The organism is Mesorhizobium sp. M0923, from assembly GCF_040319365.1.
Lineage (GTDB): Bacteria > Pseudomonadota > Alphaproteobacteria > Rhizobiales > Rhizobiaceae > Mesorhizobium.
The window spans coordinates 60,640-79,133 of sequence record NZ_JAMYNW010000025.1 but is presented as its reverse complement, the minus strand read 5'-3'; the positions used below and the strand labels follow the sequence as shown (position 1 = coordinate 79,133).

Here is an 18,494-nt window from a genome sequence, read left to right as displayed (position 1 = left end):
AAGGCGGCGACATGAACGACCTCGGCGTCATTGATCGCTTCATGGAGACTTTTACCCGCTATATTGATAGCGGGTTCGGTCTGCTTTCGGGCGACGTCGCCTTTCTCACCACCATCCTGATCGGCATCGACATCACGCTGGCAGGCCTGGTCTGGGCGTTCGGCGGCGAGCCCAATGTTCTTGGCCGGCTTGTCCGAAAAGTGCTCTATGTCGGCGCCTTCGCCTTCATCCTGAACAATTTTAAGAACCTCGCCGACATCATCTACCATTCCTTTGCCGGGCTCGGCATCAACGCATCGGCCGGCAATCTGTCCGCCGACAGTCTCCTGCGGCCAGGCCGCATTGCCGCGGCCGGCTTCGAGGGCGCCTGGCCGCTGCTCAATCAAGCGAGCCAGCTAGTCGGCTTCCCCGAGATCTTTGGCAACGCGCTGACCATCTTCGTGCTGCTTCTCGCCTGGTTTCTGGTCCTCATCGCCTTCTTCATTCTTTCAATTCAGCTCTTCATCACTATCCTGGAGTTCAAACTCACCACATTGGCCGGTTTTGTTCTGGTGCCCTTCGCGCTCTGGAACCGCTCGGCGTTTCTGGCCGAGCGCGTGCTCGGCAATGTGATCTCGTCGGGCATTAAGGTGATGGTGCTTGCTGTCATCGTCGGCATCGGCTCCACGCTCTTCGGCGAGTTCGCTTCCGCGCTGCAAGGCAAGGAGCCGGACTTGGCCGCGGCCATGTCACAGGTACTGGGCGCGTTGGCGCTGCTTGGGCTCGGCATTTTCGGGCCGGGAATTGCCTCGGGTCTTGTCTCGGGCGCGCCGCAGCTTGGCGCGGGAGCCGCACTCGGAACCACCGCGGCGGCCGCCGGATCAACGCTCGTTGCCGGAGGTGCGGCGCTTGCCGGCGCGCGCATGGCAACCGGCGGCGGTCTCGCCGCCGTTCGAGCCGGCACGGCCATGGGATCGGCTGCTTCCACAGCTTGGCAGATGCGGCGTGCAACATCGCCCGAGTCCGGCCTCTCCGGCGTAGCGGCTGGACTGCAGGGCGTTGCCGGCGCAGCTGGCGGCGCCGCGATGCGGGGAATGCGATCTGCAACAGAACCATTCCGGCGCAGCGCCGATGCCGGCCGCAATCCCGCCTGGACCGCGACGGGCGGCACGCCGACCGCATCAATGACCGGAAACCCTGCCGCGTCAGGTGCCAATGCCGCGCCGGCGTGGGCGAGGCGCTTGCGTTCCCAACAGACCGCGCGCGCCCATCGCCACGCCGCCACGCAGGCCGTCCGCGATGGCGATCGGGGTGGAAGCGGGGCCAACCCCTCTCTCAACGATAAGGAAGACTAGATGCTCTTCAAGCGACCTGTTCAGCGTTACGGGAAGACGCCCCACCCCGTCACACCATACCAGAAGGCCGCCCAACTTTGGGACGAGCGCATCGGCACTGCGCGCGTGCAGGCAAGGAACTGGCGCCTGATGGCCTTTGGCTGCCTCGCTCTGGCCATCGGGCTCTCTGGTGGACTCTTGTGGCAGTCGATGCAGGGCCGCGTCGTGCCTTATGTTGTCGAGGTCGACCGCTTCGGTGAAACACGGGCTGTCGCGCCGGCAATCCAAACCTACGAGCCCGACGATGCCCAGATTGCCTGGCACCTCGGCCATTTCATCCAGAATGTCCGCTCCGTCTCCACCGATGCGGTGCTGGTGCGGCAGAATTGGCTCTCGGCCTACGACTTCGCCACCGACCGTGCAGCCCTCTTTCTCAATGAGTACGCTAAGGCCAATGACCCGTTCGGCAAGATCGGCACGCGCAGCATCTCGGTGCAGGTGACGAGCGTGGTTCGAGCGTCCGACAACTCCTTTCAAGTCAAATGGACCGAGCAGGTCTTTGAGCGCGGCAGCCTCGCCAGCACAACGCGTTGGACCGGGATTCTCACCATTGTGATCCGGCCGCCGAACAATACCGATCAGCTGCGCAAAAACCCGCTCGGCGTCTTCATCAACGCAATCGACTGGTCGCGCGAGCTCGACAGTGCCGCGCAAACTTCCGTTCCCCCAAAGGAGCCCGCCAATGATAAATAGACTCTCGTCTCTCCGCACTGCGCTGATCCTGTCGGCGTCGGCTGCGGTCATTTCCGCCTGTGCCTCGAAGCCGGTGCCGCCGCCGCAGATTTCCTATGACCATGCTGACTTCAAGCCGGCCGCGATTGAGAAGGCGCCGGGGAAGCCCGTCAAAGTCGTGGAAGTGCCGAAACCGCTGCCGCTGCCCGGCCAGTTGCAGCCCGAGCCGGGCAAGGCTGCTGAAGACAAGCGCTCGCCTGAAGAACGTGTCGCCGATGCCAACAAGGCGGCGACGCAGCAACCCACCAAATATGGCTATGTGAATGCGGTGCAGGTTTACCCCTTTGCCGAAGGCGCGCTCTACCAGCTCTATGCCGCACCGGAGCGCGTCAGCGATATCGCTCTGCAGTCAGGCGAGAAACTCCAATCCGTGTCGGCCGGCGATACAGTGCGCTGGGTAATTGGCGACACCGTCAGTGGCTCCGGCGATGACCAGCGCACCCATGTGCTGGTGAAGCCCTTCGCGCCAGGACTTGCCACCAATCTGGTGATCACCACGGACCGGCGAAGCTATCACCTGCAGCTTCAAAGCACGGATAAGACCGCCATGGCAGCCATCTCCTGGACTTACAGCGAGGACCAGATCATCGCGCTACGCCGGCGCAATGCGCAGGCCGACGCCGCTATGCCAGTGGCGTCGAATGTGGCTCTCGAAAATATTCGCTTCCGCTATTCGATTACGGGCGACATGCCGCCCTGGAGGCCGACGCGCGCCTTCGATGATGGCAGCAAGGTCTATATCGAGTTTCCGCGCCGCATCGATCAGGGCGAGGCTCCGCCGCTCTTCATCGTCGGTGCTGACGGGGACAACCAGCTCGTCAACTACCGCATACGGGGCAACTATTACATCGTCGATCGCCTCTTCGCCGCAGCCGAACTGCGCCTCGGCGCCAAGCAGCAGCAGGTGGTGCGCATCACGAGGACCGACGGCAGGCAAGCGCCGAGGCGGATATTGCTCTTTTCGCGTTCCAGCAGGTGAGGGACGGCCCATGACGGATACTTCCCGCTCCGATGCTCCACCGAAACTCGATCCAGAACAGCTGCAGCTGCGGGCCTCGCCTCGCCGCGCTGTGCGCTTCAAGCGCAGCATTATTGTCGCCATTGCTGCTGTTGGTTCCGGGACCGTTCTAGGCGTCACCATGATGGCGCTGCAGGGACCGGCGCTGCGCATCAAAGAGCAGGCTGAAGAGCTTTACAACACTGAGCGGAAGCCAACCGCGGAGGCAATTGAAAGGCTGCCTAAGGACTATTCCGGGATCAAGCCCAAGCCTCCGGTGCTTGGACCACCGCTGCCCGGCGACCTCGGCCGCCCCATCCTTGAGCACCAACGCCAGCTGGGCATCGCGCCGGGCCAGGAGGTTTCGGCGGAGGAGCAGCGCCTTGCACAGCAGGCGATCGAGGCGCGCGAATCGCAAGTCTTCTTCCGGATCGAAAATCGACCCCGGCAAGCAGATGCCGCCGGCAACGGGCAGGGCGGGCGTCCACCCTTTGAGGCAACGGCTCCACAATCCGATGCCGCACGCGATTCAGCTTCCGTTGCACCGGCCGAGGGCGACCAAAACAATCAACAGCGCAAGCTCGATTTTGTCAGCCAGCGGAACACAAGTGGAATCTACAATCTGCATGCACTGCAGACGCCGGCTTCGCCCTATCAGCTGATGGCCGGCAGCGTCATCGCAGCGAGCCTGATCACTGGCATCAATTCCGACTTGCCCGGCCTCGTCGTCGCACAGGTCACCGAGAATGTGCACGACACAGTCACCGGCAGCACCTTGCTCATTCCGCAAGGCTCTCGCCTGATTGGCACCTATGACAGCGTTGTTGCCTTTGGACAAAGGCGCGCGCTGCTGGTCTGGCAACGGATACTGCTGCCCGACGGCTCTTCGATCGAAATCGACAATCTGCCGGCGACGGACACCGCCGGCTATGCCGGGCTTGAGGACAAGGTGGATTTCCACACCTGGCAGCTGATCAAAGGCGTTGCGCTGGCCACGTTGCTAGGGGTCGGCACGGAGCTGAGCCTCGGGGAAGAGGAAAGCGACCTGGTCAAAGCAATCCGCGAATCCGCTCAGCAGAACGTCAGTCGAGCTGGCCAGCGCATCACCGAGAAGAACCTCAATATTCAGCCCACGATCACCGTCCGCCCTGGTTGGCCACTGCGCGTCATCGTGCACAAGGATCTTGTGCTACGGCCGTACCCGAATTGACTGGAGTCATCATGACCAATCTGAAACTCGGCAAACTTCCGGATCGGACACCTTCGAAGATCACCATAAGCGTAAGTGCAGACCTGAACCAAGCACTGAAGGACTATGCGGCGCTTTATCGTCAGACCTATGGCGAGTCCGAATCGGTAGCGGAACTGATCCCGTTCATGCTGGCGGAGTTCCTGGAAAGCGATCGAGCGTTTGCCAAGGCCAGAAAGGAAGGGCTCCCTGTCGTCGACATGTCAGAGAAATCGCGGCGGCAGGCAATTTCAGGGTCCGAATAAGTGACAGCGACCAGTGAATCCGAGGGGGCACCTTTCTAGGCGGGCAAATGCATTGAAGCAATTTGCCGGCGGCAAGCCGAAACATAGGGCACAATAGACGAGCTGATCTGCCCCGAACCAATGCCGGCTCTGCGCCCAATCTCGGTCATAGCAGGGTGGCTTTGCCGCCCCCGAAAGCGGACCTCTGTGTGCCCTTGGCTCCGCCCGACCACAGGGAGAACGTTCTGTTTGCCTTTGGAATCTCGTCAGCCGCCCGCGCGCGTGACCCCGAAGATCAGGTAGTTGAGCTCGATCGGACCCGATCCGTTCAGCTTGGGGACGATTGCATTGCTCTGGCGATTGAGGACGAATTCATCCCAGTTCCAGTCAACATCATTGGTCTGGACGACCACGTAGGAACCGAGGCCAAGTTTAGCCGAAGTCGCGGTGCTGGAGAAATCTAGGCCCAGGCTGAACTGCAGGACCTGCTTGTTCTCTCCCTGCTTCTCAATTGTCGAGACCACACCTTTGGCGAGTTGGACGAACGGCACAAGAGCGGGTTGAGCCGTCGTCAGGAGGCCGAGTCCTTCTTTGAAGGCGGAATTGTCGAGGGCTTCCACCAACATGTCCATTCCACCGCTCCGGATGTTTATGGTGCGGCCTTCAAAGCTGAGACCATCCTTGCCGACGTTCACCCCGACGAAGATCGGCAGGCTCATGAGCGGCGCCGCGCTCCTGTCGGTCGCCGAGGTCTTCAACGCGAACCTCATTTCTTCAGACTTGCTACCTGCCTGGTTCTTTCCCATGAATTCGCACAATATCTCGTGCCGGCCGGTGCCCGGGTAGTTATGGACGTAGAAGCGATCGAGAGTGATTTTCAGGCTTGCGTCCTGAAGCGCGTTATCCGGCTGCATCGAAGTGGCGTTGACGATCTGTACTTCGCCGCTGGAGGCAGTTCCCTCCGGGATGAATCCCACCACCGCTCCAGAATAAGCCCAGTGGTCATTCGTAAAGTACGGAATGCGCACGCCTTGGCTTCGCTGTCCCATCTCATAGAAGCGGGCCGCAGCCTCCGTATCGCCTATCAGCTCGCGATAGGCAGCAATTTCCGTCGGATGTTTCGAGCCGATGCTGTTAGACTTGCTGAATTCCATGAGACCTCCTTAGGCGCGAACGCGCGGCCTTGGCCGGATGGCATTCCGAACCGATGCATAGATGTCCTCCTGGACGGTGGGCGCGACTTCGAGCGTGACGGCCAGCGCGTACGGCACCGAACTCTGGTGGAAGTGGGCGTTGAGCGCTCTCGCCTGCACACCGATGAACAGGCCGTTGGAATCGACGAAGGCGGTGCTGTTGTTCCCTTCAAGGATGAAATGGGCGCACGTGCCTCTGCGCATGTCGTCGGGATGAGGCTGCATGATCGTCTTCACTCCGCGCCAGAACTTGCGCTGTCCCGCCTGATCCACCACGTCCAACGTCACTCCGCGATAGGCGATGGAGGTCGGATGCATCGGAGGCATCCAGGAGAGCGTCATCGTGATTCTGCGGATTTCCCGTGACCGGACCATGCTCGTCGGAATCGGTACGCGATACTCGTGAAGCTGTTCATGCCTGATCTCGTCATCGGCAAGTAGCGTGACCCTGTTGCTCGCGCCTTCGATCACTTGATCGTAGCTCGGCCTGCCATATCCCAGGAACTTCGTGATGATACCCCTGCGCCTCCGCCACTGGCCCAATCCCGGGGGTGGATATGCGGCCTCCAGCAAGGTCCCGGCGTCGCCCCACCTCGCGCCGTGCACCAGGAGGGTTCTCGTCGCAAGGGATGCCCGACTGAAATCCCGGAGCGCTGTCCCGTCTTCGGCCAGCACTTCTTCCAGCGCATCGATGATCCGCACGCCGGCTCTGGTAACGAGCGCGGCCGCGTTGCTGGTTCCTGTTGAACGCCTCGTCTTGGAGGAGGATCCGGTGAAGGGATCGGGTGCGGCGGCTTTCAGGCCTATGTGGCCAATCTCGCTGGGCCATATATGATGCCCGGCCGGCTGGTTAGAAGCGTTCGCAACCTGTCTTCCTCCCGCTTCCACGATGTCGGGTTTTAGCGCGCGGTTGATCCCCGGACCGATAGCGGAGCCTATGTTGGTGACGCCAACGGCAGAAAAAGGGTCCATCGCTTCAGACGGGCAGTCTCCTGCTCCGTCCGCGTGGACGGCGCCAACGCTGAGGGCGGTCATGGCTTCAGCCGGACTGAGAAGGCTGCGCATCCCCTTACTGGCTTCGACCGCGCGGAGGAGAGCGATCTGCCGTTCGAGCGGGGCGGCGGAGTTGAACGAGGCGTGGTCGGAATAGCCCGAAGGGAACTGTCCCGTGATGTTCCCGGCGCTGACTACGAAAAGGATCCCATACTTCTCGGAGAGCCAGTCAAGCAGCTTTGCCCATGGGGTGGGCCGCCGGACGAATGGCCCTTCGGCGTCACAAAGCGAATGGTTGATGATCAGGACATCGGGACCGGATGGTCCAAAAAGGCCATCGTCCTCTTTGAGCGCCACTACCGCCCGGTAGATGACGCCGAGGGGAAGCAGATCCTCGCGGGTGCGTTCGTCATTCAGGTGTTGCGGTGCGGCCAAGACAGGGACCACCTTAAGCCTCCGTGTCAGAGGGTCCTCGCCGTTCGCGAGGTCGCCGTGAAGCACGAGCGATGCGATCGCGGTCCCGTGGAAGCGACGCTCGACAGGGACCGAGTCGCCCGTGATGTCCACTTCGACGACGTCGACCCTGCCGGCCAGCAGGGCGTGGTTCTGCATAGGATAACCGTCGAGGATCGCCGCGACCGCGGGGCGGAGTTCTTGCACCGGCCCCTGTGCAGAATTTTGTTCGGACTCTATCGGTTCACTCAGCGGAGCCGCGGAATACAGAGACTGCGGCCGGATCGACATAACTTGGTCGGCATTGGCCAGGGCGCCTGTCCGGGAGCGGACATCCACGGCCTGCTGGGCTGGAACCTCGATCAGCGCGACCTGGTAGCGGATTGGCTCAATGGTGACGAAGTCGACAATCCTGCCGCCAATCGCGGCAAGGATTCCTTCCAGCGACTCCTTGGCGTTCATGCGAACGCTTTCGTCCTCGTGGAACCAGAGGTCGAGTTCAAGCCGGACAGATCCCGCGGCGTCACGGGCCATGCGGCGGTCGATGAACAACTGCGTCGCCGGTTCAATGCGGTCCGTTGCGTTCCAGACGCGGATCTTCGACAGGTAACCGAATATCTTCCACCAATCCTTCTCGTCCTCCCTGGGTGCGAGCTTCGTCTCGAATCTCCGCCACATTGCCAGCAGTTGGCGCATGCCGTTCTCAGTTGGCATGGTGAGGTAAAGACGAGCCATCGCCGGATCGTCCGCCGGAAGGTCGTCCAGCACTGCGTTGTCGTCGCTAACTGTATCAGGCTCCGAGCCAGCGTAGTCTTCCGTCAGCCATTCGAATCCCAGCTGAGATGCGGCGGCGACGAACCTGTCTACGGGACCTATGGTCTCGAAAACCAGGGCGCGTTCCGGCGATGCGAAGACGGGATTCGTCGAAGCCTGGGCCGCAAGCGAATCCCTAATGAGGGCTATGCCCGGGGCAAGGCGCCTCGATTGCTCCTCAGATGAGCGTGCCCTCGGGAAGCGGGCCTTCCGGCGGCCTTTTATCCGCCTTAATACGTCGTCTCTTCGACGGATCCTTATTATCGGTCTGTCTGCTATGATCCGTCTCCCCCGGCGTTGACCGCTTCTGCCGTAGCTTCGCCAACCCTTCAGCCAGTGCTTGATCGGCCGCAAGCTTTCCTCGGGACAGAACGATCTTTCGCCTAACATCCAAGGTAAAGGCTTCGATATCCGAGAAATTCATTCCATTCAACGTGCTGACGAATTCTTTCTCAACTGATGCGATGGCGGCACCGAAGTCCTTGCGTAGTCTGTTAAACCATTGCGAAATTTCCTGCGACCCTGGCAGGGGTACGTCCACCCGGAGTTCGAACCGCCGCCACACAGCGCGGTCGAGAAGTTCGGGGTGGTTCGTGGCACATACGATCACGCAGTTCGTTGGGATCGAGTCCATCTGAAGGAGGAGCGAACTGACGACGCGCTTGATCTCGCCGGTCTCCTGAGTGTCACCCCGTTCCTTGCCGACGGTGTCGAATTCGTCGAAGAACACGACGCATCGCTGGCTGGCCACGAAATCGGTGAGCTTGCGGAGGCGAGTGGCCGTCTCACCAAGGAAGCTGCCGATCAGGCCGTCGTATCTCACGACATAGAACGGCATCCTCAGCTCATGGGCAAAGACTTCGGCCAGACTCGTCTTGCCCGTCCCGGGCGGGCCTACGAGCAGCACTTTGTGTCGCGGCTCGAGGCCATGCGACCTCAGCAACGCCATGTCGGCGTACTCGCTGATGAATTCCTGCACCTCTGTCGAGACCTCGGGAGACAGGATCAGGTCCTTGAGCCTGCGATCTGCCTTGAGCTCAACGAGCATTTCGCTCAGTTCCAGCGGGACATGATAACTTTGCGGGCGGGCCACGCTTCTTCGTTTCCTGCTGTCGGAGGCCATCGCGTCGACGATACGCTCGGCGATCCCGTTCTGCTGCTGGGCACGCGCCTCAGCCACCAGGGCCTGCAGGGAAAACTGCGAGGACGTACGGTCACCGGAATAGCCAGTGTCTTCTGTCCTACGTATCGCTCCGGTTCTTGTCATCTCCAATCTCGCTACTTCCACCAACGACTCGCGCCGCAGGCGTCCTCTCTCTCTCTCTCTCTCACAATGATAAGCCAAAAGGAGGCCGCCGCCAGAGGCTCCGATAAAAATGCCGCAGTCTACTGACTGTGCAATTTTAGGTTGTCTTCCTTAATGCCCAGTTTTCATAAGGGTACTTCCGGTAGCCAAATGCATAACCAGCCCCTCGTTCACACGCAACTTCCTGTGAAAACTCGGAGATCGAGGCCGAGAGCAACCGTCCGCCCCTTCGGTGGCCGCGTCTTCGGCCTACGAGGGCCTCCCAGCAGAACCCGCTTCTATCACTACCACCCCTTTGGGAAAAGGATTGGCGATGGCTGGCTCGATGAGATTGAACTTTCGTTTTCATTCCAACTAGGACAGCCGATTGAAATGGCGGCTATCCGCTGCCGTCGACCCAGAACCGGAAGGTCGGCAAACGGCCCCGCTGCCGACTGGTCCCCTTTCGCTTCCCTTCCGGCCGATAGTGCCCGAAGGAGAAGCACGATGGGACATTTCCAGCACGATCCTGCGATGCCGGAGCGCAAAGCTTGGAATGCTAGCCGGAACGTCGCTCGCGCGATCGAGCGCTCTTTTTCGTCATCCAACGCATCTCTTCGCAACGAACCTCAGGTTCAGGTCCCACAAAAGGTCTTATAGACGCGGCCATCGCGCGGTGGTGGCTCGGCATAGCTCGCGAAGCCTGGCTGGACTTCGTATGGCTTGCCGAGCACGGTCAGAAGGTCCTCGAACGGTCCGAACTCCTGTTTCTCCACGGCGGCCGCGATGACCGCCTCAACGCGGTGGTTGCGGGGGATAACGGCCGGATTGACGCGCTGCATGGAAGCCCGGCGCGCTGAACCTTCCTGCGGCTCTTGCCCGAGCCGTTTGCGCCAGCGCTCGGCCCAGTCGTCATATGGGGCAGGGTCTTCGAAGAGGCTGCGCACCGCGACGTCGCCTTCGGGTCCCATAGCGGCCTCGCTCAGGCGTCGGAAAGTCAGGGTGAAGTCCGCCTTGCCAGCGACCATCCGATCGAGAAGATCCTGCGTCAGCGCAAGATCGCCCTCCCGCTCCGACAAAAGTCCCAACTTGCTACGCAAGCCACTATTATACGCGTCGCTGAACCGTGCTGCGAAGGCAGAAAGCGCCTCTTGGGCCTGCTCCACGGATTTGTCCTGATCCTCAGCCAGGAGGGGCAGCAGACACTCCGCCAGCCGCGTCAGGTTCCACTGGGCGATCGCAGGCTGATTGGCATAAGCGTAGCGACCTAACTGGTCGATCGAGCTGAATACGGTCTTGGGATTGTAGATGTCCAGAAAAGCGCAGGGGCCATAGTCAATCGTCTCGCCGGCGATAGACATGTTGTCGGTGTTCATAACCCCGTGAATGAAGCCGACGAGCAGCCACTGCGCTACTAGGTTCGCTTGGCGCGCAATCACACTTTCCAGCAGTGCCAGGTAGGGGCGAGCAGCACCCGCGGCATCCGGGTAGTGCCGGGCGATCGCGTGATCAGCGAGAGCCCTCACCGCATCCACGTCCCCGCGCGCCGCGAAGAATTCGAAGGTTCCGATCCGCATGTGGCTGGATGCGACCCGTGTCAGCACTGCGCCTGGCAGGTAGGTTTCTCGTATCACCTCATCACCCGTCATGACCGCAGCAAGCGCCCGAGTGGTCGGAATGCCAAGAGCCGCCATGGCCTCGCTGACAATGTACTCGCGCAGAACGGGGCCAAGCGCCGCCCGCCCGTCGCCGCCGCGGGAAAACGGTGTTCGGCCGGAGCCCTTTAGCTGGATATCCCGGCGCACTCCTTCCTGATCGACGATCTCGCCTAGCAGGATTGCCCTTCCGTCGCCGAGCTGCGGCACGAACTGGCCGAACTGGTGTCCGGCATAGGCGGTAGCGATCGGCTCGGCACCTTCGGGAATCCGTTTGCCGGCAAGAATCTCAACACCCGCCTGCGTGGCGAGTTCTACCGGGTTGAGCCCGAGCTGGACGGCCAGCTCCTGGTTAAGCTTGAGGAGGTGCGGTGCGGAGACCGGGGTCGGGAAACACGCGCATAAAACGAGCTCGGCAGCCGAGCATAGCTGTTGTCAAATGCAAAGCGTACCGTCATTCACACTCCTCAAACATCAACGGCAGTCGCGAGACGCTTCGTCGGTCGCAAAGATTGTTATCAATGACAATAGTGCCATCAGACTGCCGGTCCGTATGCTGATGTGGCGATGCTCGAACTTCATTTCCAGCTACGTCCAGAAATGGATGTGTCAGTGCCTTCGGGCAAGTAGCCTCTTCGAGCGGAACGGCTACGACGCTTCTCGCGCCAGCGAACGTCTGGTCTTCGCGAATCGGTAGCCTTAAGCCGCCTGACTGCTTTCGGCCCCATTTTTGACATTAAGTCAGACGGTCCCGCAATGCGCCGACGACAATTCTTTCTCTGAGATGCCTCAGTTGGCTCCACTTTGCATTCTGCTGGAGCTTCGTCGAAGAACATTCCTGCCGCTAACCCAAAGGTTATCGTGGAATTTTGCTAGCCACTCTCTTTGACAAGCAGCTTGGTTTCAATCGCTCCTTGAGGATAGGTTCTTCGCTTCAACTTTAGTTGGCGACGCTCTTGATGCCAGACGCGACCGCTGCGTTATCAGCGGATTGGGTTATGCTGTTGAAAAGGACACACGCACTTTCTTTTTTGCGGAAATTGAACCCTAAGCAGGATTTGTCGTTTGCACATTGCAGTATGCAGTCTGGATATCGGAGCGGAGAGGTCCAATAGGCGTTGCCAGAAATTTCCGTTTTTGTGGCGAACACCAAATTCGAGTAGCGCAAATTGCTCTCGACCACTTTTTTTGCGGCCATGATCGACTCTTCGCTTTTGACCAGTAGCGATGCGTCCCCTTTCATGAAACAAGCTCGAAATTTTGTGTTATAAGTAACCGCTAGACACCTGAAGTCGGTGTCGCAGGCGGTTTGACACTGCTCAGAACTCACGTTCCTAATTGGCATATCCGGCAGGTCGTTTCCGATCGCGTCCCACCCGGACACGACAACAAATCCACTATCTGGATCGACCTCTGTCGCAGGAGTTTCTGCGGGGACAGTTGCGGCCTGCTCTCGTGACGAGTCAGGAATGATGTCTGAAGACGCAAATGTGCGACCATCCAACCACGCGCATCTTGTTGCAAGATCGACGGCGGATGAATCATTAAGGCCCGACCAACTGAAGCGTCTGAGCAGCAGCGCCAGGCCCGGCTGGTGGCGCTGTCGGGGCAGAACGAGCTGCCAATGATACATTTACGTCTACGCCGTTCACACTCCGCCGAGAGTAACACCACGCTCGGTCCCAGGTTTGGTCGTTCTCATCCTTGAAGTGGTGACCTGTGATTAACTCCCAAGTGGTGCCTTGGAACTCGACGTTCTTGGTGGCGAACTTGTTGAAGTCGACGGTCACCACGTCAGGCTTGGTAGGGACGTCAGCCTGAGGCGCCTGCTCCTGAGTTGGCTTTGGAGTTGGAACAGGAATAGGCGGCTCATCTTTTGGGGAGGTGAGATCGCTTGGCTGCTCTATGGTCGGCAAAGCCGCCGGCTCCGGCAAGGTTTTGTCCCATAGACCAAGATTGATGCCTAGCCCAATCCCGACCGCCGCCACTGCAATGGCTCCGCCAGTCGCCATTCGGCGAAAGGCGGTCGCCCGGGCTGTCTTCTCTTGGGCCGCGGCTTGAGCCTGCAAGGTTGGAATCGCTGACCTTTTGACGGCGAGATCGACGGCTTGCTCGAGCAGGGTGGTGTTATGCCGGACGAGCACTTTTGCGACCCTTCATTGATACCGTCACGAGGTCTGAGACCTCAGGCGGCAAATCCTGGTCGAGGGCCTTGCGAAGGACTTCGGGATCATCGGTGAAGAGCGGAACATAGAGGATCTCTTTGACCACCTTTTCCACAGGCACCTCAACCCGCTTCTCAACCTCTTTCTCGACCATAACTTCGACTGGTACCTTAATCGTTCGAATTCGGCGCCACCGCCAACTCAGAAGCATTCTGCGGAGCAGCCTGGAAGTCTTGCTGTCTGAATTGTCCTCTTCTCGGGCGGCAATGCGCTGGAGCGCTAGAGCGACCATTGCCGTAATTGGTCCCGCGAGCGCGGCAATGAGCGCGAGCGAGCCGAACCAAATCACAGAGATTATTCCGGCCTGTGCCTCAGTCACCAGTTCAGGTTTGCTGCCGTACCACCGTGAGGCAATACGGCGGACCTGATCTGTCCGCGCCATTGGGATCCGCTCCTTGGCCAAGGCGCTGAGGGCTTTGGCAATCTGGTCCTGTCTGACCTGGTTTTGCGCCGAGGTGTTTGCCTTGTTGGCTTCTGCCGCCTGGGCATCTGCGAGCCGTTTGCCCGCTTCATCCAATCGACGCTGCCAAGCCGCGGCATCACTATCGCGCGTTTGCTCCAGAGACGAACGCCTATCGACAAGCTTCTGCCTCTGGTCAGTAGTCATAGGAGGGCTATTTGCCCGCAAACGATCGAAATTTTCGCGCAGCGCGGCAATCTCTTGATCGAGCGGGTCAATCTGAGTGTCGAACTTGGTGATAATTTTCGTGCGGGGGTTCGCAAGTTTAGCCACTTCCGATTCTAGCCTGCGTGCCGAGTCGCTGTCCCCTGAATCGCGCGCCATCTTGATACGTTCAACAAAGCTGTCGCGTTGGCGCTCAAACTGATCGACAGCCTCTTTAACTTCGCGATCACGCTGTTGAATCAGCGCCGATCGAACCGCGTTTTTCTCCTCCACTTGATCGCGAACACGCGAGGCTTCTGGGGTAAGGGCTGTCGTTCCCTCCAATTCCGCATTGGCCTCGGCAATTTGCGACTGAAAGGTCGCACGCGATTTTTCCGCAAGAGAAGTCAGCTGCTCAATTTCGGAACGGGCTTGATCGACCTGATCGGCTCTTCGACCAAGTTCGTCAGCAGAGGCGAGCTTTGTCGCTTCCTGCTCAAGGGCATCAATCTTGTTTACGAGCTCCTCATAACGCAGCTGACGCAATGCGCCTGCCCTCTCCATCCCCATAAAGACAGTTTCGAAAGTGATGCCTGCAAGAACCAGGAGGAAGACCAAGATTATGGGCTTCCAGAGCCAAGACGCGCTGAAAAGCAGTGTAGCTATCGGTATCTTGGTGAGCTCCGCGATTGCCACCATGAGAAAGGGTGCACTGGCGAGCGTCAAATCCATTGCAGTGACAGACTCGCTTGCAGAAAACGCTTGTACGCCTAATGCTACACCTGTCGTAAGACCAATCGCTGCGGCCGCAATCTCTAGGGCCCAGGCACCACGGTAGGTCCACTGGCCATAGCTTGCCAGCTTTTGACTCATCACAGTCTGCATTTTACTCGCCCCCCCCCGACAGGGCGACATCACGCCTTGATCGCCTGGCAGCATACACTTAACGGTTTTGAAAGTCTTAGTTAAGGCGTCTTCTCTCTATTGTCGCAATAACTTTTTCTGCCCTTCAGATATAGAATACCTCGTCAAAAAATGGGGTTAGCAGACCGCGCCGCCCATGCATGGTCTTCGTTAGATCGGTGTAAGCGGAAAGCCGAACAGGCCGTAGCGCGCATTTCAGCTAGCAGAGTGTTTCGCATGGGATCCCATCCTTGTCGCGATCGAGTTTTCCGCCCCATGAGCAGTTTTGCAGGTACCAGTTGGCTTCGTCGCAGGAACCGATCTGCTTGCACGTTCTCCGCGGCTCGCAAGAATAGCCGCTCTGCGCGACCAGCTTACGGCTGATGATGCCCAGTGGGCGGCTCGACGGCGCCGCGCCGTCGGCGTGCGCAGCGCGCCATTCCCAGGGTGCCTGAAACGTCCCGGCCCACAGGCCGATCTTTGAGGCTTGGGCTTGCGCCTGCTGCCCCGCATAGGCGCCCTGACTGTAGTGAGGCCAATCCAGCGCCTGGCCGTGCTGGACCATCCAGGCGGCCACGCCCGCGCCGTCGGCGCGCCGACAATCGCCGACAAAGCGGTGGTAGCGATCCCACGTCACGAATGTGCATTCGAGCGGCCTCGACGCGGCCAGGAAAGTGTCCAGCGCTTCGGCCGATCGCCGGCCGCAAGGATACTCGGCGCCATTCGCATCGCGGCACAGCTGTCGGCTCTCTGGCGCGTCGATGCCGTTGAAGCGGACGCGCTGGCCGTGGATTTCGATCGTATCGCCGTCAATGACGGATGCGACACCGGTAAGCAAGGCGGGCGCCGCCCTTCGTGGGCTGGCCTTTGATGCATCGTCGCTGCGTTGCGCGCCCGACGGCGCCAGGAAGGCAGCCACTGCCGCCGCTGCCGTAAGACTGAGCATTGCCGGCACGCTCGCAAGTTTGCGCCGCCACAGCTTGGCACCGGTGGGTCTCTGCCACCGATTGGATCGATATTTGCGGTATGGCCTGCTCATCCGCTACGCCGACCAGCCCGGCCATGCGCTGTCGACCATGGGCAGGCCGGCGCAATAGTAATCGTCAACGAACCGCCCGGTGGACCGGTCGCGGCAGCGCCAGATAACGCTGTAGTTCCGGCCATAGAATTGGTCCCACGCGACGCCATAGATTTGTGGTGGCGGTGGCCGGTAATATGTTCCGCCTCCATAGCCGTTGTTGGCAGCGACACCCACAGCTGCGCCGCCGACAGCCGCGACCGCTATTCCTGTCGCGACAGCATTGTCGGTTTTCACAAGCCTGGTGCACTTCTCTGCTGTTGCGCGCCTGCGCACTAGAAGGGCCGCTACCCGACTACGATACTGTTCGTCCGTGCTGCTGGCGAGAACGTGACATAGCGCAACGGTATTCATTGCCGTGAGATCGCTGTCCGACACGACAGTGCTCGTAGAGCAGCCGCTGACGCACAGGGCTGCACTTGCGATGAGTGCTCCAATTTTCATGTGAATTCCCCCAAACAAATATTGGGGCGAGTCCGACCTAGAAGTCCAGAGTTTTGTTTTTCACATTGCTACGATTCACAGCATGCTGCGGCTAGCTGGCATCCACTGCAACCAACTCTTCCGCCGGTCGTTGACTGATGCTGGGTTGATCTCAGCCACTCCAGAACTTGCCCGCTGGCTCAAAACCGGCGGGCTTTTTTTCCGCGACGCCGGAAGGCTCTATCTCGCCGCATGTTGTGGTACATCGGCACGCCGTCATCGGGCCGTGCCGTTGACCAAGGTGGCCCCTCCGCCATGGTCGGCCGGCGCAGCCTTGACCGTCCGCGCGGGCTATCCCAATCAAGCCCGCTGGCTTCGGTCGGCGGCTTTTTATTTGATCCCCGGCGCCGTCGGCTTGGATCTAGATCCTCGCCAGTGCCGGATTTGAAGGTAAGCTGCGGCGGTATGATCGCACTTCGCGCGGGACGGACCATTGGTGTGCAGCAAGAGCGCCGAGTTCATTCGGCCAAGATTCTGCACTAGGCCGAGGTAGGTGAAGGCAGATAGCTATCCGGTAATCGCTGAGATATTGGAGATAATGTTCCCCCATGGAGGTGTGTACCAGTATTATAAGTTTCCAAACTTCATGTAGGAACGCCGTGGACGAGCTGCTGTGTGCGCTTGCCGTAAATCGCTTCCGCGAGTTCACAGTCGGAGGTTGGCTAGGACCCTAACGCGAGAGCTTCAACGGCCCCCTTCGCGATGAACTCCTCAACGAGACGCGGTTCACGTCCCTGGCCCAGGCCCGCGCGAGGCTCAATGTATGGCGCGCCGATTACAACGGCGCGCGTCCGCACTCGCACATCGGATGGCAGACACCCAACGAATGTGCATCGACCTTCAACCCGCGACGGTCGCTCGCGCTGCGCAACGTGAAACGCTCCGCGCCAGCACCCGTCGCGTCCACTGGCCATCAGGGCAAATCCACCCGCGGAAACGAACTCAAGACTGGATAAAATTTGGGGGAAACGTCAGGGCGGCCATAACTTTGCAGTCTTCAGACGCGAGGCGGCCTACAACAGCGCTGCCCACCATGCTTGTGGCCCGCGACCCACACGGCTTTTCCCTTCAGACCGTACATTATGCTTCCTTCATGATTACCGATGTCTGCATGACCTTGAGGTCTTCCCGCACCATTTCCGCGGCGAGCTCGCGCACGGATGTCTCATGCACCCAGCCGAGCTTCTCCTTCGCCTTGGTGGCATCGCCCAGGAGAAGATCGACTTCCGTGGGGCGGAAGTAGCGTGGGTCTACCTGGACTAGGCATCTGCCGGTCTCGACATCATAGCCCTTTTCGTCGACTCCCTCACCACGCCATTCGAGCTCGACGCCGACATCTTTGAAAACCCATTCGACGAATTGGCGGACAGGGGTCGTCTTGCCCGTCGCCAGCACGTAATCATCCGGTTGATCCTGCTGCATCATCATCCACATACCACGCACGTACTCACGCGCATGGCCCCAATCGCGTTGAGCATCGAGATTGCCGAGATAAAGCTTGTCCTGCTTGCCGAGGTAGATAGCAGCGGCGGCGCGGGTGATCTTGCGCGTCACAAAAGTTTCGCCGCGCAGTGGGCTTTCATGATTGAAGAGAATGCCGTTGGAAGCATGGATACCATAGGCCTCGCGATAGTTGACCACGATCCAGTAGGCGTAGAGCTTGGCGGCGGCGTAAGGGCTGCGCGGATAAAAGGGCGTTGTTTCGTTCTGCGGTACGGATTGCACGAGGCCGTAGAGCTCTGAAGTCGAGGCCTGATAGAAGCGGGTCTTGTCCTTCAGACCGAGAAGGCGGATCGCCTCAAGAAGTCGCAATGTTCCGATACCGTCGGCGTTTGCTGTGTATTCCGGCGTTTCGAACGACACCTGGACATGGCTCTGAGCGGCCAAGTTGTAAATCTCGTCTGGCTGGGATTCCTGAACTACTCGGATGAGATTAGTCGCATCAGTGAGGTCACCGTAATGCAAAATTAGGCGCGGATCGGGATCGTGCGGGTCTTGGTAGATGTCTTCGATGCGACCCGTGTTGAAGGAAGAGGAACGTCGCTTAATCCCATGAACGACGTAGCCTTTTTCCAGCAGAAGACGCGTGAGATAGGCACCATCCTGTCCCGTTATGCCCGTAACCAGAGCAACTTTCCTGTTCTCGCCCATTTTCTTCCTGCTCTATGGTAGTTGAAGTTTCGAATCTGGCTCGCCACACCGGCGGCCCGCCTCATACCCTATGGTAGGATTTC

The 18,494-nt window shown here is 59.7% G+C and carries 13 protein-coding genes and 2 pseudogenes; 6 read left to right on the top strand and 9 right to left on the bottom strand.

Annotated features, from left to right (window positions below; all coding sequences use genetic code 11):
• Positions 1-11 precede the first annotated feature (11 nt).
• Genes trbL through NKH89_RS30070 form a run of 5 tightly spaced genes read left to right on the top strand, consistent with a single transcriptional unit; the run spans position 12 to position 4,596 of the window.
• A complete protein-coding gene (trbL, locus tag NKH89_RS30090) occupies positions 12-1,334 on the top strand; it encodes a P-type conjugative transfer protein TrbL (RefSeq protein WP_352910887.1) in 1,323 nt (440 codons plus the stop codon).
• Positions 1,335-2,066, top strand: coding sequence for a conjugal transfer protein TrbF (gene trbF / locus NKH89_RS30085; RefSeq protein WP_352910885.1), 732 nt, complete (start codon positions 1,335-1,337; stop codon positions 2,064-2,066).
• Positions 2,056-3,084 (top strand): P-type conjugative transfer protein TrbG, encoded by a 1,029-nt coding sequence (gene trbG, locus NKH89_RS30080; RefSeq protein ID WP_352528987.1) that lies wholly within the window; start codon positions 2,056-2,058, stop codon positions 3,082-3,084. Before trbF ends, trbG begins: the two co-directional genes overlap by 11 nt.
• 10 nt (positions 3,085-3,094) lie before the next feature.
• Positions 3,095-4,312, top strand: coding sequence for a TraB/TrbI/VirB10 family type IV secretion system protein (locus NKH89_RS30075; protein ID WP_352718533.1), 1,218 nt, complete (start codon positions 3,095-3,097; stop codon positions 4,310-4,312).
• Between the two features lie 11 nt (positions 4,313-4,323).
• Positions 4,324-4,596, top strand: a complete 273-nt coding sequence (locus NKH89_RS30070) for a DUF2274 domain-containing protein (RefSeq protein WP_352517831.1) — start codon at positions 4,324-4,326, stop codon at positions 4,594-4,596.
• A 245-nt stretch (positions 4,597-4,841) separates the two neighbouring features.
• Here NKH89_RS30070 and NKH89_RS30065 read toward each other — a convergent pair whose 3' ends face one another.
• The 8 genes and pseudogenes from NKH89_RS30065 to NKH89_RS30030 all read right to left on the bottom strand — a co-directional run bounded on the left by NKH89_RS30065 (position 4,842) and on the right by NKH89_RS30030 (position 16,014).
• Positions 4,842-5,729: a hypothetical protein gene (locus NKH89_RS30065; protein WP_352910884.1), complete on the bottom strand. Its 888-nt coding sequence runs from the start codon at positions 5,727-5,729 to the stop codon at positions 4,842-4,844.
• 9 nt (positions 5,730-5,738) lie between these two features.
• A complete protein-coding gene (locus tag NKH89_RS30060) occupies positions 5,739-7,982 on the bottom strand; it encodes a S8 family peptidase (RefSeq protein ID WP_352885399.1) in 2,244 nt (747 codons plus the stop codon).
• 223 nt (positions 7,983-8,205) lie between these two features.
• Positions 8,206-9,294: an AAA family ATPase gene (locus NKH89_RS30055; RefSeq protein ID WP_352810635.1), complete on the bottom strand. Its 1,089-nt coding sequence runs from the start codon at positions 9,292-9,294 to the stop codon at positions 8,206-8,208.
• 653 nt (positions 9,295-9,947) lie between these two features.
• Positions 9,948-11,425: pseudogene (locus tag NKH89_RS30050) on the bottom strand (protein adenylyltransferase SelO).
• Positions 11,426-11,907: 482 nt separating this feature from the next.
• Entirely contained in the window at positions 11,908-12,600 is a 693-nt protein-coding gene (locus NKH89_RS30045) for a PAN domain-containing protein (protein WP_352910881.1), read from the bottom strand.
• 494 nt (positions 12,601-13,094) lie between these two features.
• A complete protein-coding gene (locus NKH89_RS30040; protein ID WP_352797376.1) occupies positions 13,095-14,681 on the bottom strand; it encodes a hypothetical protein in 1,587 nt (528 codons plus the stop codon).
• Positions 14,682-14,919: 238 nt separating this feature from the next.
• Positions 14,920-15,618, bottom strand: coding sequence for a thermonuclease family protein (locus tag NKH89_RS30035; protein ID WP_352810641.1), 699 nt, complete (start codon positions 15,616-15,618; stop codon positions 14,920-14,922).
• Between the two features lie 123 nt (positions 15,619-15,741).
• Positions 15,742-16,014 carry a hypothetical protein gene (locus NKH89_RS30030; RefSeq protein WP_352910878.1) on the bottom strand — a complete coding sequence of 91 codons (273 nt, stop codon included), beginning with the start codon at positions 16,012-16,014 and terminating at the stop codon, positions 15,742-15,744.
• Positions 16,015-16,937: 923 nt separating this feature from the next.
• Here NKH89_RS30030 and NKH89_RS30025 point away from each other — a divergent pair.
• Positions 16,938-17,216, top strand: a pseudogene (locus tag NKH89_RS30025) (integrase core domain-containing protein); the annotation flags it as partial.
• 124 nt (positions 17,217-17,340) lie between these two features.
• Here NKH89_RS30025 and gmd read toward each other — a convergent pair.
• Positions 17,341-18,411, bottom strand: a complete 1,071-nt coding sequence (gene gmd / locus NKH89_RS30020) for a GDP-mannose 4,6-dehydratase (protein WP_352479096.1) — start codon at positions 18,409-18,411, stop codon at positions 17,341-17,343.
• Between the last annotated feature and the right edge of the window lie 83 nt (positions 18,412-18,494).

What these genes read in the sequence shown, in the direction of transcription:
- trbL (WP_352910887.1), top strand. Translation starts at nt 12, where the DNA reads ATGAACGACCTCGGCGTCATTGATCGCTTCATGGAGACTTTTACCCGC.
- trbF (WP_352910885.1), top strand. Translation starts at nt 1,335, where the DNA reads ATGCTCTTCAAGCGACCTGTTCAGCGTTACGGGAAGACGCCCCACCCC.
- trbG (WP_352528987.1), top strand. Translation starts at nt 2,056, where the DNA reads ATGATAAATAGACTCTCGTCTCTCCGCACTGCGCTGATCCTGTCGGCG.
- NKH89_RS30075 (WP_352718533.1), top strand. Translation starts at nt 3,095, where the DNA reads ATGACGGATACTTCCCGCTCCGATGCTCCACCGAAACTCGATCCAGAA.
- NKH89_RS30070 (WP_352517831.1), top strand. Translation starts at nt 4,324, where the DNA reads ATGACCAATCTGAAACTCGGCAAACTTCCGGATCGGACACCTTCGAAG.
- NKH89_RS30065 (WP_352910884.1), bottom strand. Translation starts at nt 5,729, where the DNA reads ATGGAATTCAGCAAGTCTAACAGCATCGGCTCGAAACATCCGACGGAA.
- NKH89_RS30055 (WP_352810635.1), bottom strand. Translation starts at nt 9,294, where the DNA reads ATGACAAGAACCGGAGCGATACGTAGGACAGAAGACACTGGCTATTCC.
- NKH89_RS30045 (WP_352910881.1), bottom strand. Translation starts at nt 12,600, where the DNA reads ATGTATCATTGGCAGCTCGTTCTGCCCCGACAGCGCCACCAGCCGGGC.
- NKH89_RS30040 (WP_352797376.1), bottom strand. Translation starts at nt 14,681, where the DNA reads ATGCAGACTGTGATGAGTCAAAAGCTGGCAAGCTATGGCCAGTGGACC.
- gmd (WP_352479096.1), bottom strand. Translation starts at nt 18,411, where the DNA reads ATGGGCGAGAACAGGAAAGTTGCTCTGGTTACGGGCATAACGGGACAG.